Genomic DNA, 24846 nt, shown 5'->3' with positions numbered 1-24846 from the left:
ACCGCTTTCCAGTTCTCTCTGAGCCCTCCCCTGCTCCTGAGCCCCTCCTTCCTCCATCGCACTTTCACCGCCACGCCGCCCTTCCAGCCCCAGTTGCCACGCCAGCGTGCTCTCCAGCTCCGCATCCAGCACCCCCTGCTTCTTCAGACCGTTGAGCGCCGCCGCACGTCGGTACACACCCTCCAGCAGCGTGCGTTGACTCCTCAGTGCCGGGCCCGCCTCCGTGCCCAGCAGCTCGATCATGGTGCGCCGGTAGCCCTTTTCATCGAACCCTTGCGCCAGTTCCTCCCCGCGTGCGCTGCGCCCCACATAGAGCGACAGCGAAAGATGCGACCACGCCTCCACCAGGTCACTGTCCTGGAGCTGCGCATCATCCCGCGTGCGGAAGATCTGCTGCCCCGTGCGCTCCTCCACCTCCCGCAGGGCGCGTCGCATCCACTCCCGCTTCCCGGGCAGCGCCAGTAGCTTCTTGGCCTTGCCCTCCACCATCTCCTCCATGGCCGTGAAGGCCGTGTGCCCCTTGTAAAAGGTCATGGTCGTGGTGTGCATCCCCTGCAGATACTCACTGACCGAGGTGCCCAGGATGACGCCTGCCGCCTCCTGCGCCTCAGTACTTGAGGCAGTGGCGGTGGACATGGCCGTGGCCTCCTCAAAGGCCAGCGACTCCTCCTCCTGGATCTGCTGCGGGCCAGCCGTAGCCTCCGCCTGGCCGCCGGGGGCCAGCGCCTTCCCCTGCTGGATGCGCACATCCACCTGGTCATTCAGATGGGGGTTCTCCCGGCGGAAACGCCCGATGGTCATTTCCTCGTTCCGCAGGCGCAGGATGTGCGTCACATACTGGTCCAGCCCCGATCAGCAGTTCACTTCACGCATCCAGCACACCTTATCAGAACCAGCTTCTTGAAACAGCACCCTCATTCTCATAACTTTCGCCATCTGCACCAGTGATCCTATCCGCAAGAACAAACAGTTTTTCTTCAACGTGACTCCGCATTCAGCAACTTCATCACATCACGGCGCTCTTGCTCACTGTTGAAAAGAAAATGGATGTCGATGGGCACCATCGCGCCATCTTCCGCCTCAATCCAGTTTTCCGACTTGGCATCCATGATGGTCAATGTACCCGCCACCGGATCATCAAACTCAAAGCTCGCGCTCCGCGAATTGGGAGGATCTTCCCTCATGCCGAGATCGCTCGCGTGCCTGACGATGTCATCGTGGTTGGGATGGGATCCTTTCACCCAGGGCTGCGACACAACAATGTGCAGCACGTTCTCCTCTGGTCTGGCACGTGATGGTGCCATGAAAAATCCTTCCAGTTCCACCTGATCACCCAGGAATCGGTTGGCCAGCATATGATCCGTGAGATACTCATACACGGTTGATGTCGCCAGCATGGGGATCGATACCACCTTCACACCTCGCTGCGTCGCCGCATCGTAGGCCACTTGATGTTCGCCCCCCTGCTTGACGTTAGGGGGACGATTGGCCTTCATCCACGCGGCCACCAATGCCCCATCCATCATCAGTCCTGCCCGCTCTGCCCACTGCTGGAGGATGGCGGCTTCGAGCTTGCCGAGCTCGGTTTCTTCATACGTGTTTCCACTTGTTCCAGGGTGAGATGCGGTTGCTTGCTCAACATGCTGCGTCGCACTCTGGAAAAGTACTCGGCCACCGTCTCGCTGGGCTGCTTCAACGGCTCGTTCTTTGGAGCTGGGTCCATTCAGGTAAAAGTTACGGGTTGTTTGACTTGAGTCAAGATGTTGTGGCCGCTGACGTGAAGGGGTGTTGGCACTGATGTCAGGCGCATCCGCCTGGTACTTTTCCGGAGTTGAGCCAGGCGAGCTCTCACTCGATGCTTGAGAAAACCGCAGCCTCTTTGCCGGCCCAGTCCCCTCTGCCGAGATCTCACCATGCTCCTCAGGCACCGCAGGTTGCGGCTGGGAGTACACCATGTTCTCTATCCGCTCGATGGCAGATTGACTCTTCGGCCACGCAATGACCAGGTCGATGGGCCGAATGTGCCCTCCCCGGATCGTCCGGAAGTTCTTGGGCAAGGCATCTGTCACCTGCACCTCCTTGTCAGGATGCCACCACGATCCTTCATACTGGCGTAAGTATCCCTCACGCCGCATGTAGGCATCGATTTCCCGCTCGGTAGAGGGTCGGCCTTTGAACCAGGGCTGCGTCGTCACCAACCGAGGTGCAGCTTCACCAGGAAATTGCACAAAACCCTCCACCCGCACATCGTCGCCGAACTCCTCGTTGACGAACGCCGCCTGCTCCAGATATCCCCGCAAACTCTTGCGCACGCCATACTTGCCAGGCTCGGTCAGCTTGATGACACGATTGGTGCTCGCGTCGAAATAGACATCATGCTCCTGACCATGCTTGGGTTGAACCTGCTGCTCGATCTCAGCTAGTCCGTCTGAGAAGCGGGCGGGTTCGATTTGAGGTACTCGCGCAAGATCTGGGTTGGCGATGGCCTCGTGCGAGGTTCCGCGAACTCCTTCTCCAGCAAGATCGCTTCGTCCAGCGGCACGCTCGCGGAGGCCTTCAAGCACTCTTCGAGGGTCGAGCGACGTACTTTCTCCGGTGGCACTTCCGGAATGGGTCTGACTTTCCGTTCCATGTCTTAGGTTAGTTGATTGGGCGGTTGTTGCAAGATGGACGATGAACGAGGGAGTTTGCAGCCGCCCTTCCACTCCTCCCGCGTTGTTGACAGTGTCTTCCTCCTCCGGGGAAATCGACTCCTCAGATGCGTGCGCCCCACCTTGGGAACTGGCTGAGCTCTGACTTCCCGCCCTCGCCCTCGCCACATCCCCGTTTCTCACGCGTTCACGCGCCTTTTGGGCCATTTCCCGCGCATACGCATCCAGCGCCGCATCGCTCAGGGCTTTGCCTCCCGTCACCCGGTTCATGAACTTCGCCACTGCGTCCTTGATCACCTGCCAGAGTTGGGCGGCGATGCTGCCGGGCTCCAGCTTCCCAGAACTGAAGTCGTCTCCAATCCGATGCGCCAGCCACTCAAAGGCCAGATCCACCGGGCGAACTGCCAGCTCTGGATAGCGCTTGCCCAGCGCCTCCAGCTCTGCCGCAGGGATCAGGGCACTGGCCTTGTCCCATTTCTTTTGATACTCCGGCTCCGTCTTCAGCAGCGCATTCACGCCACCGTGACCCACCCGCTCATGCATCACCACACGGGCCACCGCCATGGCCGGCGTCTCCCCCTCACGCACCTCCACCTGGTCGCGCAACACCACCGCCCCACCTGTCTTGGTGTCGATGAAGCCCTCGGCGGTCTCGATGCCCGCCCATTCATCCGGCTGATAGTCCGCCTCCCCGGGTCGACCGTCTTTGCCATCCAGCTCCTGGCGGTCGCCCACGATGAGCAGGCTGTCCGTGAGCCCGGCAGCCTCAGGCAGCGTACGCAGCCGCTCCAGCGCCTCATCCACCTCCGCCTGGGTCACCCCGGTGCGCTGCACCGGATGTGCCCCTTGCGAGGAACCCTCTAGGTTGTTTCCTTGTTGCTGGCTGTAGAAGAGTTGGTTGGGGTTCGCATCTGGTCCCAGTAGGTGGAATAGATCAGTGCCTGCTGCACCAGATACCCCTCCTCCTGCGTCAGACTCCGGATGTGTTTGATGTTGCGCACCACCCCATCCAGACTCATGTCCCTCCACCTCGGATTTTGCGACAAGGGCCCGAGAAAGTGTTGCCGCACTAACTCCGCTGTCTCCGGGGTCCAATCCCGCCACGAGAGCTCTAAAATCTCCTTCGGATAGCCTTTGCCACTGAACTGTCCCATCGGCACCTTTCTTTCGTTGCAGCACCGTATCGCTTGCAGGGTCATATTGCAAGTCCTCCAGCAACACCAACGGGGGCGGCTCCGACCAGGGCGGGAGCGTCTCGCCATTTCGTTTGGCATCCTTCTCCGCTTTCTTTTGCCGTGCCTCCCGCAGACTGGGCACTGCCGCCATCTGTTCCCCCACCCACTTCAACTCCTCCCGGATCAGCAGCTCAAGGTTGTGCTGATAGTCCTCTGGAGTCTGCTCCTCACGCCATTAATCTGCCACCAGGTCCTTCGTGACCTTATCAGGGGTGGTTGCAGAATACGCAGGGCTCACCGGTGAAAGATGCTTGGTGGTGCCGTGACGCAGCGCACTGGAAAGCATGTGACTCACCCTTCGGCGCAAGGCCTTTTTGGTCACTGAACGTGGATCGGGCGAAAACTGCAGACCATTGTTGAGTGCGTAGGTCATCGCAGCTTGATAGACCAGATCTCCCCCTTTGAGCTCCTGCTCCTGATTATTGCCTTCGCCCGTTGCAGCCTTGCCCTGCACTCCCTGGGTGTCCACCCACACCTTATTACCCTCCACGTTGAGGACGGCTTCCCCTCCTGAGGCTAGAATAATCGTGTGGGCCTCGCTGACACCGGGGCGCACGAGATCAGCCTTATCCAGGCGCGCCTCTCCCGGCTTCAAGGAGTAATGAGCCAACACCTCATTCAGGCCCTTCGCATCCGTTTTTGGACCTCGTCGGAAACGCCCTTCCAGCGCCGCAAGATTCACGAATCGATCCACCAACCGGCGACCTCCGCTGCCCTGGCTGAAGCTCAAGCGCGGCTGCACCGCTCCGCCCGTCACCGCCGTGGCCTCTACACCGGCTGTAGCTTGCCCTTCGGTTGTCATGCCCAGCCCGCCCGCACCCTGGAGCGCACCCTCTGCCGTCACGCCCCCTGCCTCCGCCTGTACGGGGGCTTGCGCACTGGCTCCCGTCGCCAGCGCCGCCTGCTGCGCAGCTCCCGCTGTCTCATTCCCACTCTGCTCACGCAGGGCCCGCCCCAGCGACGTGCCGGGCGAGTCCGTCTTGCCTTGCCCTTCTTTCCCATCGCGCCAGCTCGCCGCCTTCATCACCGTGCCCGTCAACAGCATGGACACAAACAGCGACGCCGCATCCTCCGCCGAGGGAAGATGAAACTCCTCCCCGTCAAACATCCAGTGCAGCCCCGCCGAGCCCCCTTCCTCCAGCATCTCCATCGGCAGGCTGTCCACATTGGCCCGCGCCAGCATCTTCTGCACCGTCTCCAGCTTCTTGCCGGGATTCTTGCTCGCAATGGCCAGGAACAGCGCGTGCTTGCTCAAGCGCTCCTGCGCTGGCTTCGACAGCCTGCTCAACGCCTCCTTTACCGCCCGGTCACCGCCCAGCGCACTGATCACGCTCCCCAGTTTCTCGGATGTATTTTCCATGAACTGATACCGGAACGCCTTCCCAAACGCCGACCACACCGAACCCGGCCGCTCCGTGGCATCGATGTGCGCCACATACTGGTCCAGCCCCAACAACGCGGTCTCTTCACGCCTTCAGCGCACCTTGTCAGAAACGGATTCAGGAAACAGCACAACGGAATACGTTGGCCATTGGCCCAACAAAAACCCCTCCGGCGAAGCTCGCGTGGAGGGGTTGAAAAACAGTCTCAAGCGCTCCCGAGCGAGGCCTCAGGGAGCCCCCTCTGCAGCCTTCCCAGCAGCCGTCTGCTCAGCGGCTTTCTTCTTGGCTTCCTGCTCTTGCGCGTATTCCAGCTCTTCCTGCTCTTGCGTCCAGTCTTCTTCGGGGCCGATCTTCGCAAGCTGCGCCCATTCCCAATATCTCCTATGAAGGGCGTCATTGCCTTCCAACTCCGGGGCTGTCCACGCGGTTTCTTGGCTGTAGTTCTTTGAGTAGTCGGCCCACAGACGCTCGAAGAGCTCCACCTCCTCAGGAGTCGGGCTGAGCTTCTCCATGCGGCGTTGGCGGGAGGCTTTCACTTCTTCACGTGTAAACATATATTGTCCCATGGCTTTCTCTCGGGGTTATTCCTCACTCATCTTTTTGAAACGGCTGTGCAGGGCTTTCAACACAGTAAATGCTCCAGAAGTAGTACTAGCATCATCGATCGCCTTTTTCAAGAGCGCATCAAGGCTTTGGCCATGGGCAACCTCAATCCATTCCTCCAGAACTCCAGGTTCATTCAGAGCCGGACCGTAGGTGGAGCCTCTTCTTGAGAAGTGGTTCTGAAGTTGATGTTGCAACAAGGCCTTCAGATGCTGCTTGGTGCGCTCCTGAACCGCAAGACCATCGTTGTGTGCGGCCAGGGATGCGACGTCGACCACATCCAAACCTTCCTTCTCCAGCATGTGGGCAATTGAGTCAATGCTGTCTCCTGTGGTGATGATATCGTCTACAAGCACCACATCCTTTCCCTTCAACTTTTCAAGCATGCCGTCCTCTTTCACTTCAAAGTCAGGCATGGCCATTTTCGCGACATAGGAGTTGTTGTGCTTTGACTCCACGGATTTTGGACGGGTGAGGTACTCACTTCCTACAACTACAACCCCTCCAAAATCTGCCTGTAGCCTTTTTGCCAGATAGACAGGGTTTCGGTTCTTTCCTGAGCTGCTGGGCATGGTCAGGTACACCACGTTGTCGCCACGTCCTCGCATCATATCCTCGTAGGCAGTTTTGTTATAAAACTTGTCCACGAAGGTCTTCTGTTCGGCATTGCGCTTTGCCGGATCTTCAGGCGATTTTAGCATCTTTTTGGCCTCGCGCACGTCGTTGAATGCCTGCTGCCGGAGATTGCCACTGAGCAGCCTTTGCGGCGTGGCGATGCGCCGTCCTTGGGAAAACTGCAGCCGAGGTTCGACGTTGGCTTCATCAAGACTTTGTCCGCTCGCTTCATTCCGGGCAGGGGAAGCTGTCCCGTTCGCCCCATTCACTGAACCAACCGCCGCACCGTTGACGGAAGCATTGCCCCCGCCAGCCTCCCCGTTCTTCACCTTGCGACGCGCCCCGGCGATCATGTCGCGCACATACGCATCCAGCGCCGCATCGTTCATCATCTTGCCACCGCTGGCCGTGTGCATGATCTTCGCCACATAGTCCTTCAGCGTCTGCCACATCTCTGCCGCCGCGCTGCCGGGCTTGAAGCTCTGGGAGCTCATCCGGTCCCCGGTCTGATGGGCCAGCCACTCCAGCGCCAGATCCGCCGGACGGTCCGTCAGCTCAGGGTACTTCTGGCGCAGGGACTGCAGCTCTGCCGCAGGGATCAGGGCACTGGCCTTGTCCCATTTCTTCTGATACTCCGGCTCCGTTCCCAGCAGCGCATTCACCCCGCCGTGCCCCACCCGTTCATGCATCACCACACGGGCCACCGCCATGGCCGGCGTCTCCCCCTCACGCACCTCCACCTGGTCGCGCAACACCACCGCCCCACCTGTCTTGGTGTCAATGAAGCCCTCCGCGGTCTCGATGCCTGCCCATTCGTCTGCGTGATAGTCCGCCTCACCGGGACGGCCGTCTTTGCCGTCCAGCTCCTGGCGGTTGCCCACGATGAGCAGGCTGTCCGTGAGCCCGGCCGCCTCAGGCAGCGTTCGCAGCCGCTCCAGCGCCTCATCCACCTCCGCCTGGGTCACCCCGGTGCGCTGCACCGGATGTGCTCCCTCGGCGGGACCTTCTACGTTGTTTCCTTGCTGCTGACTGTAGAAGAGCTTGTTGGGGGCTGCATCTGGTCCCAGCAGGCGGAATAGCTTAACGCCTCCTCCACCAGATACCACTCCTCCTTCGTCAGATCCCTCAGACGCCAGATGTTCCGCACTACTCCGTCCAGCCTCATGTCCTTCCACCTCGGATTTTGCGACAAGGGCCCGAGAAAGTGTTGCCGCACTAATTCCGCTGTCTCGGGGCTCCAGTCCCTCCACGAGAGCTGCAAAATCTCCTTCGGATAGCCTTTTCCACTGAATACTCCCATCGGGGCCTTTCTGCTTTTGCACCACCGTATCCGACTCCGGCTCATAGCGCAAGTCCTCCAGCAGCACCAGTTCGGGTTCCACGGTCGGGCGCACGGGCGGCGGCGGCGGGGGTTCGCCTTTGCGGGTGGCCGCCTTCACCTTGTTCTTGTACGCCTCGTCTTCTCGCTTGTAGCGTTCCGCACGGTGGGCGGGCATGTTCGCCATCTCCTCCGTAACCCACTTCATCTCCTCCCGGATGAGCATCTCCAGGTTGTGCTCATAGTCGGCCGGGGTAGTTTCCTCCCGCCAGCCATCCGCCACACTGTCACGGGAGTTGCCAAAGGCAGGGTTGATGTGCTTGGTGGTGCCGTAGCGCAGAGCGCTGGAAAGCATATGACTGACACGTCGGCGCTTGGCTTTGTCTGAAATCTCGCGGGGATCGGGGGCGAACTTGAGCCCGTTGTCGTGGGCGTAGGTCAAGGCTGTCTGATAGACGAGGTCCCCCCCGCTGAGCTCGCGCTGTTTCACCACGGGTTTGCCATCTGCGTCCAGTTGTGGAGCAGCACTGCCCTGTGCGTCTTTTCCAGCGCCCCACACAGCTTGCGTATCCACCCAGACGTTACCGTCCTGCACGTTGATAACGGCCTCCCCTCCGGCCTTGAGCTCCACGAAAAAGGAGTCGGAAATCTCCGACCTCATCGGGCTCTGACGGGAGACCGTGGCCTCGCCCGGAGTGAGAGCGTGATGGTCTGCAATCTCTTTCAACCTGTCCTCGGGCTTCAAAGCTGGTTCCGTAGACTGGAATGGTCCGCCTCGCCGGAATCGCCCTTCCAGCGCGGCAAGATTCACGAACCTATCCACCAACCTGCGACCTCCACTCCCCTGGCTGAAGCTCAAACGCGGCTGCACCGCCCCGCCCGTCACCGCCGTGGCCTCTACACCGGCTGTAGCTTGCCCTTCGGTTGTCATGCCCAGCCCGCCCGAACCCTGGAGCGCACCCTCTGCGGTGATGCCCCCTGCCTCCGACTGCACGGGGGCTTGCGCACTGGCTCCCGTCGCCAGCGCCGCCTGCTGCGGCGATGCTGCCGTTTCCCCCTGCTCACGCAGGGCCCGCCCCAGCGACGTGCCGGGCGAGTCCGTCTTACCTTGCCCTTCTTTCCCATCCCGCCGGTTCGCCACCTTCATCACCGTGCCCGTCAACAGCATGGACACAAACAGCGACGCCGCATCCTCCGCCGAGGGCAGATGAAACTCCTCCCCGTCAAACATCCAGTGCAGCCCCGCCGAGCCCCCTTCCTCCAGCATCTCCATCGGCAGGCTGTCCACATTGGCCCGCGCCAGCATCTTCTGCACCGTCTCCAGCTTCTTGCCGGGGTTCTTGTTCGCAATGGCCAGGAACAGCGCGTGCTTGCTCAAGCGCTCCTGCGCCGGCTTCGACAGCCTGCTCAACGCCTCCTTTACCGCCCGGTCACCCCCCAGGGCACTGATCACGCTCCCAAGTTTCTCGGAAGTATTTTCCATGAACTGATACCGGAACGCCTTCCCAAACGCCGACCACACCGAACCCGGCCGCTCCGTGGCATCAATGTGCGCCACATACTGGTCCAGGTCATTCTTCGTCACCTGCACCCCTTGGGTGCCCAGATCCGTCACCGTGCGGTCCAGCACCCGGGAGAGCGTGCCCGTCGCCGTCTGCGCCGCCACGCTCGCCGCCCCGGCCAGACCACGCACCACCAGGCTCTTGCCCGCCTTCCGCTCTGCCAAACGCAACAGGGCGTCGCGCTCCGCCCCGCGGGCAAACTTCTTCAGATAGACATAGATCGCCTCCTTCCCCAGCTGGGTCACGGCCTTGCGCGTCGCCGTGGCCACCCCGGCGGTGGTCAGCATCTCGATGCCGATGGAGGCAGACTCCGCCGCCATGTCCAGCGTGGTGGCCAGCCAGGTGTTGGGACGCCCCATCTCGATGAGCGTCTCATGCAGCATCTGCAGTTCCTCCTGACTCACGTCCTCCCCTCTCTCCAATCGCCGTGCGATCAGCACCGTGGGCGCCATGATGCGCACGGAGTTGAGCCCGCCCAGGAGCGGCGTCTTGCTCAACCAGGTGTCAGGATTCCTCGCCAGCTCTCCGATGGGACGCGGCATCTTGCTCGAGGCCAGCAACAGCGCACGGTGCTTCACCAGGGCCTTGGTTGCGTCATCGAACCCGTAGGGCTCCAGCAGGATGTCATCCCGCCTGTCGATCTCGGCAATCTGCGCCTGCACTGTTTGATACCCCACATCCCTCTGAAGATACGCCTCCTTCTCCTCCGGACTGAGCAGCCGCATCGAGCGGAAGGGCTCTCTGCCACCCGCGAATCGCAGTCTTGTGAACTCCTTGGGATCGGCAAAGCGCTTGTCGAATCTCACCACCTTCTCGCCGTTCGCCAGCACGATCTCGGCGGCCGGCAGCATCCACTCGTTCATGCGCTTCCGCACTTCGGGCAGAGCTCGCGGATCCCCTCCGTCACCGCTGCTAGACCATCCTTTGGAGCCCAACTTGTGATCAACCAGCACCGCTTCAGCATCCTGCTCCAGCGACTCCTGCTCCTTTTCTGCAACAAGCGCCGTCGTAGCCCCACGGAAGCCAGCTTTCTCCAGAAACGAATCGAACTGCCTCACGGAGATCAAACCATTCAGCAGGTCCCTTTCCGCCTCACCGGCATGTTCACGCAGCCTTTCCTGCTCCCGCTTCTTCCTGTCTACCGCCACCTGTGCCAGCTCCTGCAACTCTGCCTCCTTCTGATCAATGGAAAAGTTCGAGGCAAGAATCTGATCTCTGCGACCAGCGACAAGCTGATCAAACGCTTCATTGCGCTGCAGAGATTCCTCCGCCCAGGTCTGGTACTTCACTCCAGCCGCCTGCCGGTCCTTCTTGAGCTGCGCCCATGCTGCGGGCTCTGTATTGTCGGGCTGCTGAGTTTGCACCTGCCCCCCTCGCGCCCACGCCCTGGCTTGAGCGTTCAGGTTGTCAAGTATGATGGCCGCCCTTACATCCACTCCACGGGCCTCCATCACCTTTGGGCTGGGGAAGTACACCTCCCGATTCCCAGCGCGCTCAAGAGTCGTGCGCACTTCTGCGTTATCCCGCACGATCCACTCATCCCCAATGCCCCGCTCTGCGAGCTTGTGCGTCGCCGTCACCAGATCTCCTCCCGGGCTGGCGATAACCTCGCCCTTTTTTCGGCTGATGCCCTGAAGCACCGAGCGGCGCCCAGCGTCCCTCTCCATTGCCCTGCGCTGAACTGCCTGAGCCCGCTCATCGGCGATGATGAAATCGAGCATCTCCTCCTCTGTCACGTTGGCACGCCCCATGCGCTTTTGCGCCCACACGGGCTTCAGCGCCGCGTAGTCTCTCACCACCACTCCCACCTCCTGCCGCAGATCTGCGGCGAGATAAGCGGAATTCAGACTCCTGTAGGCATTGATGGACTCTTCCGTAGGCTTAGGGCGTACACCGCTCGTGGCACCACCTGCTGGAGGGCTGGCCGCACCCAGAGCGAGATAGATCCTGCTCACATCCTCCTTCTGCTTCTGCCAGTAGGCGTCAGTCCCCCGCTTTGGTTTCCCTTCCGCAAGCTCACCCGTACTTGCAACGCTGGCTTGGCTCTGACTGACACCGCCCGTCCCGGCAGGAGTGGCCTCGTCGTTGTCCTTGCCCCAGTCCCACGACAAAAGACGTGAGAAGAAGGACCGCTCCTTCTTCTCCGGTTCAATTCCCGCCACCGCCGCCGTCTGGCCCGCTGCCGCCTCTTTTACTTCCGTCATGCCCATACAGGTTTGATTTGTCTTTGCCTCATCCAGCACCGCCAGACCGCCCTCCCGGCAAGGCCCACCGGGGGCACCAGCCACAGCATTTCTTCCCTAGAACCTCCAATACCCATCACCACCGCCCGGGGCGTCATACCCAGGGTTCCGCACCGCCCCCTAGCAGCCTCTCCCCCGCCGCCAGCACCGCCCTTGCCCCGGCATGCCGCTGCCCCACCACCGTCATTTCATCGACCCATTTCTCCACCTCCTTCGTGGTGATGGGCCGCCCCAGGGTGGAGGCATAGTGGTCCAGCCCGCGCATGAGGTTAAAGGCCTGCCAGGAGGACTCAAGATGCCCCGCCCCGTACTTCGCCAGCCTCGGGCCAGGCATGCTGCCACCGCCCGTACTGCCCCCAAGTGCCAATTCGTGATCATCAGCATCATCCAGCTCCTCGTCCACAGCATCGGGCGCGAGGTTCAGGAAACCGCTCTCATGCATGAGGTTGATCTGCCGCATGCCCAGGTGCAGGGAGCCGCTCATCCCCGGAGGCTGCTGGGCCATGGCGTCCATCTTGGAGGCCATCATGATTGAGATCCCGTCCGGCAGCATGGCCGCCTCTGTGCGAAGGCGCTGTGTTTCCAGCTCCCGGTCCGGACGCAGGTCGCGACTGCCATGCTCCACCATCCGCATGTACAACCCCGGCAGATCCGCCATCCTCGCCTCCGGCTGCAGCACCATGGGCGTCAGCTCCTCCACCAGGCGTTGCGCCGTCATGGGATCCTGCTGTTCACGAATGAGCGGCAGCGCAGCCAGATCCATCGCCGTGTTGATGCCTCCCTCAGCCAGGCCCAGCTTCACCTGCCGCGCCGCCTGCTCCTTCAGCGTCTCCAGCCTGAGCGTGGAGGCCGTTCGGAGCTTGTCATGGAACGGCTGGGGCAAGTTTTCGTACTCCGGCGGGCGTCCCGTCGCTTCCGGAGCATTGAGGAAATTCAGCGTCCGGCCCGGTTGCATCTCCGCCGCATTCATCAGAGCCATGCGCCCCGCCTGCGCAGCAGCTCTCGCCACTGTATCCGCCGACCGCTCCAGGTTGAAGATGTTCTTGCTGTAGGCATCGGCTACGGCTGTCTTCACCCCCTCCACATCGCCGGCCGCCGCCTTCATCCGCACATAGTTCTCCGTGGCCGCCTGGCTCTGCTTGAAGGCAGTCTCACCGGACCTGGCATAGATCGCGCCCTGCAGCCCGGCCCTCCTCGCATCCAGCGCTCCCAGCACTTCATCTTTTACGTGCTGGGAAATGCCCTTGCGTGCGGCGTACTCGGTGCGCCATTGGTCAGTTCCCTGGTTAAAGGCATCCACCCAGCCCTCAGGGTGGCTGGCATCCAGCCCCTTCTCCACCTGGCCCAGCAGCCCCTCCATCTCCGCCTTGCCGTTGGTGATGTCACGGTGATTCACCACCTCCTGACGCTTCTGCGCATACTTTTCCAGGAAACCACCCACGTCACTAATGCCCTTTGCCAGAGCCTCATATCCCTGGCCCAGCCCAGCAAACATTTTTGCATCCAACGTAGGTTGCTCCGCAGCCTTAGCCATGACCGCCTGCGACTGGGACACATCGCCCAGTCCGGAGATGATCCCACGAAAGTCTGCCCGCGGCCGGCGTTGGTTGTCCAGAGGCATCTGCGGGATGGCACCCGTCTTGACGGTCTCACCGCCATTGAAAAGAGGTATCTCAGGCATAAGCGGCATCAAGCAATAGGGTCGAACTGACCGGCTTCGTTGGGCCACCAGGACTGGGGTTGGCCTTTGGCGGGGCGGCTGCCAAAGGAACCGGCAAAACTGCTGAGCCCGCTGAACAGGGATCCCCATGCCTGCATGGTGGCCCCTTTGGCATCTGCATAGCCAGACATGCGCGCCATCTCCGCCTTCTTCCGGTTCATCAGGTACTCAGAGCGGCCCGTCACCTCCTGGAGCGCCGCGGCGGAACGCGAAAGGTTGGCCTCTGCCCGCCCGGTAGCCAGATCCAGTTGTGCCCCGGCCCGGGCTGTCGCAGCGCCAAACTCCTCCAGGGCCACCTCGGCAAAGGTTTTCATATAACCATGCCTGCTCTGACTGCCCAGTTCCTGGGCCACGACTTTCTTGTTCTTCTCTGCCTCCACATACGTCTCCAGCATGCTGCCCGCGCCCAGGTCTGCCCCGGTCTTCCCCATCTTGGCCCGCATGATCGCGATGCTTCGGTCGGAATCTTCGTTCGTCCGGCGGATGTTCTCCCGGTCCGCACTGGCCTGAGCCAGCGCCTGGTTGCGCATCGTCTCGGCATTGTTGGACCTGGCCTGCGCTTCATTCTCCGCCAGGCGGGCGTTGATCTCCGCCTGGGCCTTCTGAAACCGCGCCTGCTGCTCCATCTGCTGCACCTGCGCGGTGTTCGCCATGAGCTGCATCTTCGCGTTGCGCTGCTGCATGGAGTAGTTGTAGTTCGCGATGTTCTTGGAAGTGGCCGCGCTCTGCATGGAGCCGTACACACCGACTCCGGCGCCCACGGCTGCCACCGTGGGACCGATCCACCAAGAGTTGGCCGCTAAATAGGCCCCTGTAGCTGCAAGTGCTGTAGGCATAGGATGATCGATTCTTAGTAAAGGTTCATGGTAAGCATGGTCAGCCCTTCCGCCTGCGGGGTGAAACCCATGCGATTCAGAAAGCGGGCAATGGCCGGCGGCGTGAAGACATTGACGCGCCCATAGTTCAGCGCGCGTGCCTCCTTAATCAGGCACCCCACCAGCACCTGCATGGCCTCGTAGGCCTGGGCCACGGTGAGCCCAGGGCGGGTGACGAAGTGATCCAACTGGCAGACGCCGATGGAATTGTCCAGATACAGCCACCCCACCGCCAGATCCTCCGCAGACACGCCACCCGGCTCCTGACAAGTGACAAAAAAACCCAACGCCGGCATGAGATTCTCCTGAAAGACACCCCGTCCGTGATCTCGCATCCAGGCATCCACCATCTGGTAGTCCCCCAGCTTCTCGCCATACCGCCTGACCTGGTAAAGAGGTTCGCTCAAAGAAGTAAAAAGTTACAAGTTATAAGTCAAAAGTGATGAGTCATATTCCCGCCGCCAATGACCGCCCAAGGCGGCAATCTCTCTGATATTTCTCAACCAGGTGCCGCCCCGTCGGCACCGTCTCAACCATCCCGCTTGCGGGAGTCTCAACGTGCCGCTTGCGGCACATCTCAACTTCCCCACTCAACCCCTCTTCCCTTATCCCTTATCCCTCTCCCCCTCTCTAAGCCCCCGAAACATCAAACTCTGGCACCACCGCCAGCACATGAAACGGCAACGGCAGGCGCTGGCGCAGCGTGATGTCCAGCCCGCCGCGGTGCGTGCTCTTCATGAGCAGCTCCCGATCACCGGAATACAGGGGCTGTTGCGCATTCAGCGGCGTGTCCACCGTGCGGTTGATCATTTCATAGAACTCCCGGTCCGGCGCATCCGCATACTCGCCGCCCAGCGTCTTGTGCAGCCGCACCGTCGCCCGGTTCGTCTTCCACTTCCGGCCCTGGGCGCTGCCATCCGGCAGGGGCACATCCGTCTTGGTGGGTTGCAGCCGCACGGTGTAGGGCAGGCCCACCACCACCGTGCTGGCCGGCCGCTCCAGATAGAGCGTGCCGTCATTCACCGTGCGGATGGGGTGCACCCGCCCGTCTGCCAGCACCGTCACGTTCCGACGCTCCAGATGCTCCAGCCCCGTCACCACACTGGCGGGGGGGTCCAGGGTGATCACCTTCGCCGCATCCACATAGATCATGTGGGCCATGTCGCCAGCTTCAATCTTGCTCCACTTCGCCGGATCCAGCCGCTCAATGTAGCGGCGCGTCTGCGCCACGCCAGAGGCATCCACAATGTGGCGGCGCACCACCGCCCAGATCTCATCCGCCTGCCCGGGCGCGCTGTAGATCACGGCCACCGATTCCACCTGGCCATCTGTAATGTGGCGTGACCACCCCACCACGGACTGATCCCGCTCAAAGGTCATGGAAAGCAACTGCCCCGTGCCCGTCACCACCCACACCACCGGGTCCGGATTCGTGGCAAAGGCCATCTGCACCACCCCACCCGCCGTGATGTGCTCCGCCAGCAGCGTCAAGTCCGGCGCCGTGTAGCCATCCCGCTCAAACTGGTACACAAACTCCCGCAACCTCAACCGCCCCCGCTGCACAAACATCACCGCGTCATTGCAGATGAGCGCCCCGATGTACGCCGAGCCGTAGCCGGACTGCCGCTTGATGCTCACCGTCGTGGCCGAGATCGGAAACTCATCGCTTCCTCGAACCACCCACTCATCCCCCTGCGTACCCACCAGCAGCTCGCTCATCGACGCCAGCCACACGATCGAGTTCCCCCGGCTGGAGCCCAGCACATGGGCAAAGGCCCCATCCGCCAGCGTCGAGCGGCGGAAGTTCTCAAAGTCCCCCAGCAGCGATCCCCAGATTGTCAGCGGCTGCTTGTCCGTCCCGGCAAAGATCACCCGCTGCTCATGAATCGCCACCGTGCGCGGGTGCCCCTGGTAGTCACTCCACGCCCCCTCCGTCCAGGTGGTGACCGCCGTGGTCGCGTGCAGCGTCTGCACCACGTCCACCGTCACCTGCGTGGCACTGGTATAGCCCGTCACCTTCACCAGGCCATAGATGCGGGAGTCCGCCGCCTCCAGCACTGCTCGCGGCGGGCTGCTGCCCTCTGCCGCAGTCTCCGTGTAGTTAAACCGCAGCGCCGCCTCGTCCAGCTGCTCGCCAGAGACCTGCACGTTGCGGTCATTCTTGCTCGACCACGTGCGCACCACCTCCCACACGCCCAGTTCATTCTTGCGCTCCAGATTCAGCGTTCCGTTCCACGTGCCGTAGGTGAAGACATCATACTTGCCCAGGATGCGGATCTCACTGCCCGTCGCCGTCGCCGTCAGCGCCAGCTCCGTGAAGGCCCCGCTGCGCCGGTGCGCGATCTGGAAATAACCTCCCACATGCCCCGCATTGAACAAAGCCGTGGAGGCCGTGAGCGTGAGCCCCGTGCCCGTGGTCGCAGAGCAGGCCAGCGTCGTCGCCGTCACATTCTCCACCAGCAGCGCCGGGTACTTCCACGGCACCGTCGTCAGCGTCCAGGAATCATCCGCCAGGCGCGTCAGCTTCTGCGCCGGCTGATGCCCGTCCACCAGGTACATCACATCATTCGCCTGCGCATACTGGATGCTGAAGAGATCCTCCTCCGTGTAGGGCGAGGCGATCTCCAGCGGCACCGCCGGATTCCCCGGCGTGGGTACTTGAACCCCGTTGCTCCAGAACCGCACATACAAGTGCCCAAATTCCAGCACAAAATTCGTCGTCGCAGAAAAGATGAACTCGATGAGCCGCACCTTCTTCCCGTGATCCTTCACCGGCCCCATCCACTCCAGCCCCGCCCGGCCAAACGCCCCGCCATAGATCTTCGGCACACAGTTCTCCATGATGCGCGCCGCATTCTGGTACTTCTCAATGTCCAGCCGGGCATCGAGCAGCGGAGAAATCTCCCCGGCGTTGAAGGCAGCGATCAGGCGGCGTGGCATGCTGTGTTAAAGTGGAAGCCCTGGGCTCCGGTGATGAAGTTGAGATGTGCCGCAAGCGGCACGTTGAGACGCGTTGCTGGTTGAGACGCTTCGCTGGTTTAGGCAATACAGCTTCTCACCGGGAAGAAACCGGCAGGATCAGAAGAAAACTCTCCAACCACAAAGAAATGCCTTTTAGAAAAAATTAACAGAATTGGATTTAGCTTCGAATGACAGCTGCGGCCGCAACTCAGAGCCCAAACCCTACTTCTTCAGAACCATTAGTGTTTCATCAGTGACCATCAGTGGTTTCAGAAACCCTAATTCCGTAAATTCTGTTAATTCTGTCTAAACCTTCCCCATCAGTGCCCATAAGTGGTTCCTGTTCCCATCCTGTTAATCTTTTAAAAATCTTGTTAATCCTGTCTCAGAAAGCCCCCGCCCTCGCCGCCAGCGTCCTGCTCCCGCGCGTCGGCGGCACCACCCGTGCCCGGTTTTCCACCGCATCCGTCCAGCCCGCGTCACGCAGGCTGCGCTCGAACATCTGCAGCAGCGCCCCCTTCTCGCTGTTCGAATTCGTTATTTCCTTGCAGAGCGCCGCCGCCAGCTTGTAGGCCAGGGCATCGCAGAAGAGCACATCATACAGGGACGCATCCGTCACCCGCTTCGTGTACACCAGCCAGCCCTCGCCCGCATCCGTCAGCAGGCGTCCGCCCTCCAGCTCAAAGTGGTCGTCATGATCCAGCCCCGACTCCACCCCGTTGAACTCCAGCACTCGCAGGCAGTCCGCCGGCATCGCATACTGGAACGCCCAGCCAAACGCCGGCTTCTGCACCAGCCGCGTCAGCAGCGTCCGCGCCCGGGCAAAGTTCCACCGGTGCAGCCGCAACAGGCTGTCCCGCTCATGGTCATAGTGCGTGCGGCACTTCTCCGCCGCCACCGACACCTCGTGAAAGTCCGAGATCCGCGCATCTCCCAGATGCGCCAGGGCTTTGTTGCAGATTTCTGTGGAGGTCATGGATTTCTACTTGGATGTCAGGGGCGCGGCAGGTCTGCAGAGAGGTAAAAAGTTGAGAGTTAAAAGTGAAAAGTGTTGAGCTCCGCGGTGGCGCGAACAGGCTTTCCTAGAACTACAATGATGCGGCGGGACAGGAAGAGAAGTGAACTCCGGCCAAGGCACTCTCAGGACCTAAACCAGGGCGTAGCCCGCCTAAACCAGCGGAGCGCCTCAACCAGGCGCTGGTGCCGCCTCAACCGGCAGCCCCACTTTTCACTTACCACTTTTTACTTTTCACTACTCCCTCCCCGCCCCGCCTCACCCAGCACTAACTCACCGCCCGATACGCCACCTCCACAGCCACCACATCCCCCGCCTGCCCCGCCGCCGTCACCGTCCCGATGAGGAGCTGCAGCGTGGAGTCCGGCGTGAGCACCGTGTTGGTGGCCGCGGTCGTGCGGGCCAGGACGATGGTGGCAGCAGTGCCCGTGTTCAGCGTCGCACTGGCGCTCTCATCCACCGCAGCGGCCGTGCCCAGCACGCTCTGGAGTTTGAAGGCGGTATTGACCGCCGTGCCACCCCCCGCCGTTACACGGGTCAGACGGGACAGCTCCGGGATCACCACCGCCCCCTCCATCTGGAGCGAGCCCAGCTTCAGGATGTCATTGGCCAGCAGCACGGCAGACAGCGTGATGTTGAACTTCGCAAAACGCACCGTCTGTTGCAAGAGCCGGGCATTCGGGTGGGCCTCACGGGACACCGCCCGGTTGTCCTGCGCCGCAGCCTCAGCAGATTTATAAGTAGTTGGCATGGGTATTCGTTTGTAAAAAAGTTATTTGCTCTAACTTGATTGTTCAGTCGCTCAGGCGACCCAGTGAAAAGTAGCAAGTAAAAAGTGAAAAGGAGAGGCAGGCAGAGACGTCAGACTGCCAGACACCAGACCCCAGACCTGAGCCACCTCGCGCCCCAGAACTCCAAGCCTCCGGCACCCGCCAATTTCCTAAACCAGGGCGTAGCCCGCCTAAACCAGCGATCTCCTACGCCCAAGTCTCGCACCGCCTGTGACGCCGCACACGATAGCGAAGCGCCTAAACCAGCGTAGTGCCTCAACCATCCCGCTTGCGGGAGTCTCAACGTGCCGCTTGCGGCACAACTCAACTCCCCCGCCCCTCCAACTCCTTCCACTCCCTAGCGTCCCTTACGGGCTCTCATCGCAGTAAACTTCCCCCACCTTCTCCTCGTACCGGCGCATCACGCCGTAGTCGGCATAGGCGCTGACCTGGATGGCGTGGTCCTTCTCCGGCAGGCGGTCCACCATGATCTGCATGTTCTCCGGCACCACCACCATGCCCTCGCGCGCCCAGGCCACACAGGTGCGCACATCCGTGGCCCCGTCCAGCGTCAGGCGGTTGGACATCACGATGTGGAAGCCAAAGAGCTTCTGCGACTCGTCCGCCAGGAACGGCTTCATCATCTGCGCCCACACGTCATTCGGCGAGGCCGCGACATAGGCGTAGAGATCCTGCTTCTGCTTGGGCCCGATCGCCAGGTACACCTGGCTCGCACCCTCACCCTGCAGGAACACATCCTGCGTCTCGAACTTGCGCGCCAGCTCGATGAGCTTCCACGGTGTCAGGCCCGAGTTCGCCGGCGTGTCACCCGGCTTCACATAGTTCACCGCCACCTGGCGGCCCCCCGTGAGCGTGATCGGCGTCACATACGGCTCCGCGCCGCCATACACCGTCGCACTCACGCCCTGGGCGATCATCTCGTCCACCTTGCGGTTCCAGCTCATGCGCATCGCCTGCTCGATCTCCGAGCCCGGCGTGGTGAGCTGCGCCACGATGTACTCCGCGTCCTTGCGGTCGCTGATGTGCTGGCAGGCGAAGTCACGCTTCGTCAGCTTGCGCTTGTACCCCTGGATCTCCTGGGGAAGCGAGTCCCCCAGCCGGTTCAGACGTTCACGCCACACCAGGGTGGAAAGGTCGCGATAGACCTTCTCCTTCCCCTGGAACTCGTCGATCGTCACCTTGTCGCGCAGCTTCGAGACCTGCTGCTGGACCACATGGCCCCAGCGGGTTTCAAAAGAGCGCACTGCGAATTCTGGAATGTCCAATGCCGTCGGCATCTTGTTTTTATTGGATTAGGAAGTTCACTGCTTCCGTCCGCATCGAGAGTCCGCCGCGCGGGTCGAGCTTCTGACGGTCCCCGGCGGAGAATCCTCGCGGGTCTACCAGGGGATGATTAAAAATGCGCTAAGCTCCATTTCCGAGCAAGGGGGAATTGGAGTTTTCAGTTTCAAGTTTTCCGTCAGCCGGAGGAAACCAGCCAACCACATAGGGCACAGAGTGAATATCTCGTCTTCACACCCCCTCAGCCCCAACAGGGCGACCTCACTCTCTAACTCCCCACCTCCCCCGCACCGACGTTGGAGTTCCGCATTGATGCGGTCACGCCTCTACCGTCCCATCATCAACAGATCATGAACAAACCACGAACAGGGCTAAGCATTCCCCAAACCCCCAACCGACGCCCGCAGCAGGGTTGGAGTACCGCATTCATGCGGCTCAGGAAACTATTCATCCATCACCACCTCCTAACCAATCAACCTCCACCACACGCACCTCCCCTAAACCAGGGCGAAGCCCGCCTAAACCAGCGCAACGCCTCAACAGGCCGCTTGCGGCCCCCTCAACTAGCAACACCCCCTTCCCGCGCCCAACATCCAACCAACCCCCACTGACGCACCGACGCACCGACGCACCGACGCACTGCCCACTGCCCACTGCCCACTGCCCACTGCCCACTGCCCACTGCCCACTGAACTCCGAAGCCCCAAACTCCCAACCACCTCACCTTCCCCTAACCGCCCACAACACCCACCAAATGTCTCAACCCCGCCGGGATCTGATTCCCCTGATACCCCGAGCTTCCCGCCGGCTTCTGGATCGAGACCTCCATCATCTCCCCCTCCTTGAGCTGCACATCGATCCGCCACTCCTGGCCGCTGTACACCGGCGAGCGCAACGTCATCTCCTCATTCAGGGCATGCAGAAACAACTCCCCCCGCGCCTCCCCCAGCATCTCCCGCACCTCCCCACGCAACGCCTCCCGCACCGGGGCAAACTCCCCGCCCACATCTCCCGGCAGCCGCAGCTCCACCTTCTCATCCGTCTGCGAAAGGATCTGCACCTTCCGGCGCTCCAATTGACGCAGCGCCTGCAGATGCCCGTCCAGCGTTTCCTTTAACCTGGCCGCCTCCTCCTTGCTCAGCCGCAGCACCTTCTTCGCCTGGTCCGTCACGTCAAAGTGCTCGCCATAGTCCCCCAGGCTCCATGAGTAGAGTTTCACCACCTCCCGCGGCAGCCACACTTGCGGCGACTTCGCGATCACCTCCGGGTGAAAAAACGGCGATCTCACCGCAGCCTTCCCCTCTCCTTCCTTCGGCGTCACCTCATCCTCCGCTGCCGCCCTCGCCACCTCTCCCACCTTCGCGCGACCTTGGGCCTCCGCCCGCATCACATCCGCCTTCGCAACCTCCACCCTACCCTGCCGCACCACCAGAGAGATGCCATAGGCCACCCCCACACCCAGGATCAACAGCCCCAGAGAAATCAGCCATCGCTGCGGAACAGGTCGCCCAGGCTCTGGCGCGGATGAAGTCGCGAATCGATTCATGCTCATAAAAAAGTTCTCCTTGGGTTTCACGCCTCGACTCAGGGCACGGAGCCAGTACCCTGCTCCGGCAACTGCGAGAGGATTCTCCCCAGCGGGCTCGACGGCGCGATCGATCGCCTCTGCATGCCCAGACTCGTGCCTTGCGCTGCCGGGGAGATCTCCACCCCGTCCTCCGTGACCGCGACCCGATAACTCGCGTTGCCATATAGGAACGCCAGATCCTGATGCGCCAGCGCCCGATACAGATGCGCCCGCTCCGCCGGCAGCACCTGTTGCAGCCGCGTCTCCAGATCTGCCGCCAGTTGTTTCATCGTTGCCGGGTCCACCGTGAGCAGCCATTTCACCTGGCCCTCCGTCTGCCCCTCCTCCGGCGGCAGACGCACCGCCCCCCTCGCCACCACCCCGGCCCAGGTCTGCAGCGCCTCATGCAGCGCTCCGCTCAGCGCCCCCTTCGTCTCCGGTGCCAGCCTCAGCGCCTGATAGCCCGCCGTACGGGCCTGCTCCAGAAACTCCGCCTCCGTCTTGCCCAGGCGCGTGATCATCATCGCACCCGGATCCGTCTCCAGCACCAGCGCCACCGGCACCTCCAGCCACTCCGCCGCATCCGGATACGCCTCCAGCAGAGGAACTGCCTGCCGCACCGGCCCAGCCGCCTCACCTCCAGGCGCAGCAGCCTCCGCCACCACCTGCCTCACCCCAGACGCCCGCCGACTCTCCGCCCCTTCATCACCCACCTCAGCCGAGCCCGACACCGGCAAAAACCACCACAGACCACCCACCACCCCCAGCACAAAGGCCGCTACAGGCACCACAAAAGATCGAGCACGGGAATCGACAGACATAAGGGGAGGAAAGGCAGGAGCAAACAACCAGCACCACCTCCCCATGCAGGGTCAGTCATTCAAAAAAAATGATCCGCTGGTTTTTCACCAACAGACCGCCCACCCCTATCCCAACCCACCAAGACTGTCAACGCCCACACAAAAAAGCCCTGCCCACAGCCCCGCGATCCCACATCGCAAAACCATGAACAGGGCCAGCCCCATCCCAAACTCACACACCGACGCTGGAGTTCCGCATTGATGCGGTCACACCCCTCTCGTCCCCTCATCAACAGATCACGAAGAAACCGTGGACAGAGCCAAACATCCTCCAAACCCCCGCCGACTCACGCAGCAGGGTTGGAGTACCGCATTTATGCGGCTCAGGAAACTATCCTCCCATCATCACCTACCAACCAATCACTCCCACCACACCCATCTCCCTCTCAACCATCCCGCTTGCGGGAGCCTCAACAGGCCGCTCGCGGCCGTCTCCCCGAACCCGGAGGGTTCACCATGAGTAGCCACGGGTCGACCGATCCCGCAAGGCGGGAGAGAGCTACCCGTGGACAACCACCCCCCACTGACACACCGAGCCGCAGCCACCCACCAACCAGGCTCATTCAACCATGAGCGCCGTTGCAGGCTCGCAAGCTCGCAGCCCTGCACCCCTTTTTGTTCGGCTTCGTCTCTTCAATGCGTCTCGCTACTGTTTGGCTGATGGTTCTGGGTCTAAACTCTGGCGGAGGAAGTAGTAATACGCGACAGCGCAAGCCTTCCGGGCCAACGAAAAGACGACGGCAATCGCCAGCAAAGAGACCATCCCCACGGCAGGCTTGCCAGAGTAGATCGTTGATACGATGAAGCCTGCAACGAGAAGCGGCTTTATACTCCATCCCTTCCATCCACTCAGCACTGCGAGAATGCATGGCGCAAGCAGGCCACCTATGGCCATCGAAATCAAGGTTGAGTCAGGAGCGCCAGAACCTCGCCTGGCATCAATCGCCAAGCTGACCATGTATGCTAAACCGAGTCCCAGCACAAAGGCGCAAACGAGTTGCAGGACGAATGACTTCCATGACCAGTTCATGACGTGTTCTGCTGGTTAGCCTAACGATCCAAGCTCAGCAACCCGGCCCGCGGGACGCCACGATTGCAACCACAGCGCGATGGCCGGGTTCGCCGCAGCGCATGGTTAGGCCGTTTTGTAGCCGAGCAAAATGACAAGATCATCAGTGTATAGGAGCGCATCATCGACGGATGGCAGGGAGCGGTCAGAAAAGCCGTGCCGCACCTCATTTCCTTCAATGGTCTGCATGAGGCCGAGCAGGCATCCTATTTTCGTTCGCTCCTTGCGGCTGCAACAATCTGGGTAAAGGGCTGCGTAGGCCATCCCAACGTCCCAAATCTCAAAGACCATTTCATCGGTAAACGTGTCATAGATGTTGTCGGATTCCCGGTGCTTCAAGGCGTGATTCCCGTGCGATCAGAGGTCGATCTGCCTGGAAATCTGGCACCCAGGCACTCGTTGTCACGCAGTTTTTCCACCTGTCTGACTCCCGCCTCCCGTCTGTCTGGCCAGCCAGACCAGGTAAGCGGAGCAGATGCTACCCCTCTGCTCCCGCAATCGGCCACACCCCAACCGAACCAGCCGGAGGCCGGTAGCGCGCACCAGCCCCCAGTCACTGTCACCCCCGCCCGATCCCGACCGCGTTTTTACAAACGCAGCTACGGGCATCGAGCATCCAGGATCCAGCATCGCAGGCTGAAGCCTGTACTCCATACATCTCCAGTCTCAGCACCTCGACGCAACGACCCGCCACACCACCTCCCCTAACCCATCCCGCTTTGCGGGAGCCTCCACCAGGTGCCGCCCCGGCGGAAGCAGAAGCTGAGGGCCATAGGCCCAGACTCATACCAGCCCTGGGCAACGCCCAGGGAATTCGGGCACAGAAAAAGATGCTGAGGGCTGCAGGTCCGACGTCATTCAGGGAAACTCATTCACCCCATCCGCCCACGACATTCATACTGACCCGTCCCGCACGCGGGACCAATGCCATCAGGGAAAAGTGGAGAGGTCGAGCATCTCCCTTTTGTGAAAGTATTGAGGGCCGAAGGTCCGGCATCATTGCAGCCTTGGGCAACGCCCAAGGTAGGCGCTCGTTTTAGATGTTGAGGGCTGTAGGCCCGACGTCATTCAGGGATGCTCGTCGTGGGCAGACTTGAT

General features: G+C 61.5%; 16 protein-coding genes and 1 pseudogene. All 17 read right to left on the bottom strand.

Annotated elements, in window-relative coordinates:
• Positions 1–834, bottom strand: a pseudogene (locus BV034_RS35760) (hypothetical protein); the annotation flags it as partial.
• Positions 835–977: 143 nt separating this feature from the next.
• Positions 978–3485 carry a hypothetical protein gene (locus BV034_RS35755; protein WP_050025197.1) on the bottom strand — a complete coding sequence of 836 codons (2508 nt, stop codon included), beginning with the start codon at positions 3483–3485 and terminating at the stop codon, positions 978–980.
• A 26-nt stretch (positions 3486–3511) separates the two neighbouring features.
• Entirely contained in the window at positions 3512–3670 is a 159-nt protein-coding gene (locus BV034_RS35750) for a hypothetical protein (RefSeq protein WP_265592697.1), read from the bottom strand.
• 391 nt (positions 3671–4061) lie between these two features.
• Positions 4062–5246, bottom strand: coding sequence for a hypothetical protein (locus BV034_RS35745; RefSeq protein WP_265592696.1), 1185 nt, complete (start codon positions 5244–5246; stop codon positions 4062–4064).
• Between the two features lie 249 nt (positions 5247–5495).
• Complete coding sequence (locus BV034_RS06150) at positions 5496–5822, bottom strand: hypothetical protein (RefSeq protein WP_081887606.1); 327 nt, start codon at positions 5820–5822, stop codon at positions 5496–5498.
• 27 nt (positions 5823–5849) lie between these two features.
• On the bottom strand, positions 5850–11570 hold the full coding sequence (locus tag BV034_RS35740; protein WP_265592695.1) for a phosphoribosyltransferase family protein: 5721 nt from the start codon (positions 11568–11570) through the stop codon (positions 5850–5852).
• A gap of 133 nt (positions 11571–11703) precedes the next feature.
• Positions 11704–13290 (bottom strand): hypothetical protein, encoded by a 1587-nt coding sequence (locus BV034_RS35735; protein WP_050025189.1) that lies wholly within the window; start codon positions 13288–13290, stop codon positions 11704–11706.
• An 8-nt stretch (positions 13291–13298) separates the two neighbouring features.
• On the bottom strand, positions 13299–14165 hold the full coding sequence (locus tag BV034_RS06135) for a hypothetical protein (RefSeq protein WP_265592694.1): 867 nt from the start codon (positions 14163–14165) through the stop codon (positions 13299–13301).
• Positions 14166–14179: 14 nt separating this feature from the next.
• Positions 14180–14611 carry a hypothetical protein gene (locus tag BV034_RS06130; protein ID WP_050025185.1) on the bottom strand — a complete coding sequence of 144 codons (432 nt, stop codon included), beginning with the start codon at positions 14609–14611 and terminating at the stop codon, positions 14180–14182.
• A gap of 223 nt (positions 14612–14834) precedes the next feature.
• Positions 14835–17144 carry a hypothetical protein gene (locus BV034_RS06125; RefSeq protein WP_050025183.1) on the bottom strand — a complete coding sequence of 770 codons (2310 nt, stop codon included), beginning with the start codon at positions 17142–17144 and terminating at the stop codon, positions 14835–14837.
• A 406-nt stretch (positions 17145–17550) separates the two neighbouring features.
• Positions 17551–18141: a hypothetical protein gene (locus tag BV034_RS06120; protein ID WP_050025181.1), complete on the bottom strand. Its 591-nt coding sequence runs from the start codon at positions 18139–18141 to the stop codon at positions 17551–17553.
• A gap of 307 nt (positions 18142–18448) precedes the next feature.
• Positions 18449–18931 (bottom strand): hypothetical protein, encoded by a 483-nt coding sequence (locus BV034_RS06115; RefSeq protein ID WP_050025179.1) that lies wholly within the window; start codon positions 18929–18931, stop codon positions 18449–18451.
• Between the two features lie 387 nt (positions 18932–19318).
• Positions 19319–20248 carry a phage capsid protein gene (locus BV034_RS06110; protein ID WP_050025177.1) on the bottom strand — a complete coding sequence of 310 codons (930 nt, stop codon included), beginning with the start codon at positions 20246–20248 and terminating at the stop codon, positions 19319–19321.
• A gap of 734 nt (positions 20249–20982) precedes the next feature.
• Positions 20983–21798: a hypothetical protein gene (locus BV034_RS06105; RefSeq protein ID WP_265592693.1), complete on the bottom strand. Its 816-nt coding sequence runs from the start codon at positions 21796–21798 to the stop codon at positions 20983–20985.
• Between the two features lie 38 nt (positions 21799–21836).
• Positions 21837–22640 carry a hypothetical protein gene (locus BV034_RS06100; RefSeq protein ID WP_050025172.1) on the bottom strand — a complete coding sequence of 268 codons (804 nt, stop codon included), beginning with the start codon at positions 22638–22640 and terminating at the stop codon, positions 21837–21839.
• 685 nt (positions 22641–23325) lie between these two features.
• Complete coding sequence (locus tag BV034_RS06095) at positions 23326–23709, bottom strand: hypothetical protein (protein ID WP_050025170.1); 384 nt, start codon at positions 23707–23709, stop codon at positions 23326–23328.
• 105 nt (positions 23710–23814) lie between these two features.
• Positions 23815–24087 carry a hypothetical protein gene (locus BV034_RS06090; RefSeq protein WP_050025169.1) on the bottom strand — a complete coding sequence of 91 codons (273 nt, stop codon included), beginning with the start codon at positions 24085–24087 and terminating at the stop codon, positions 23815–23817.
• Positions 24088–24846 lie beyond the last annotated feature (759 nt).

This window comes from Verrucomicrobium sp. BvORR034 (assembly GCF_000739635.1).
Lineage (GTDB): Bacteria > Verrucomicrobiota > Verrucomicrobiia > Verrucomicrobiales > Verrucomicrobiaceae > Verrucomicrobium.
Note: the sequence above shows the minus strand (reverse complement) of the source record. Positions and strands in the feature narration are given on the sequence as shown.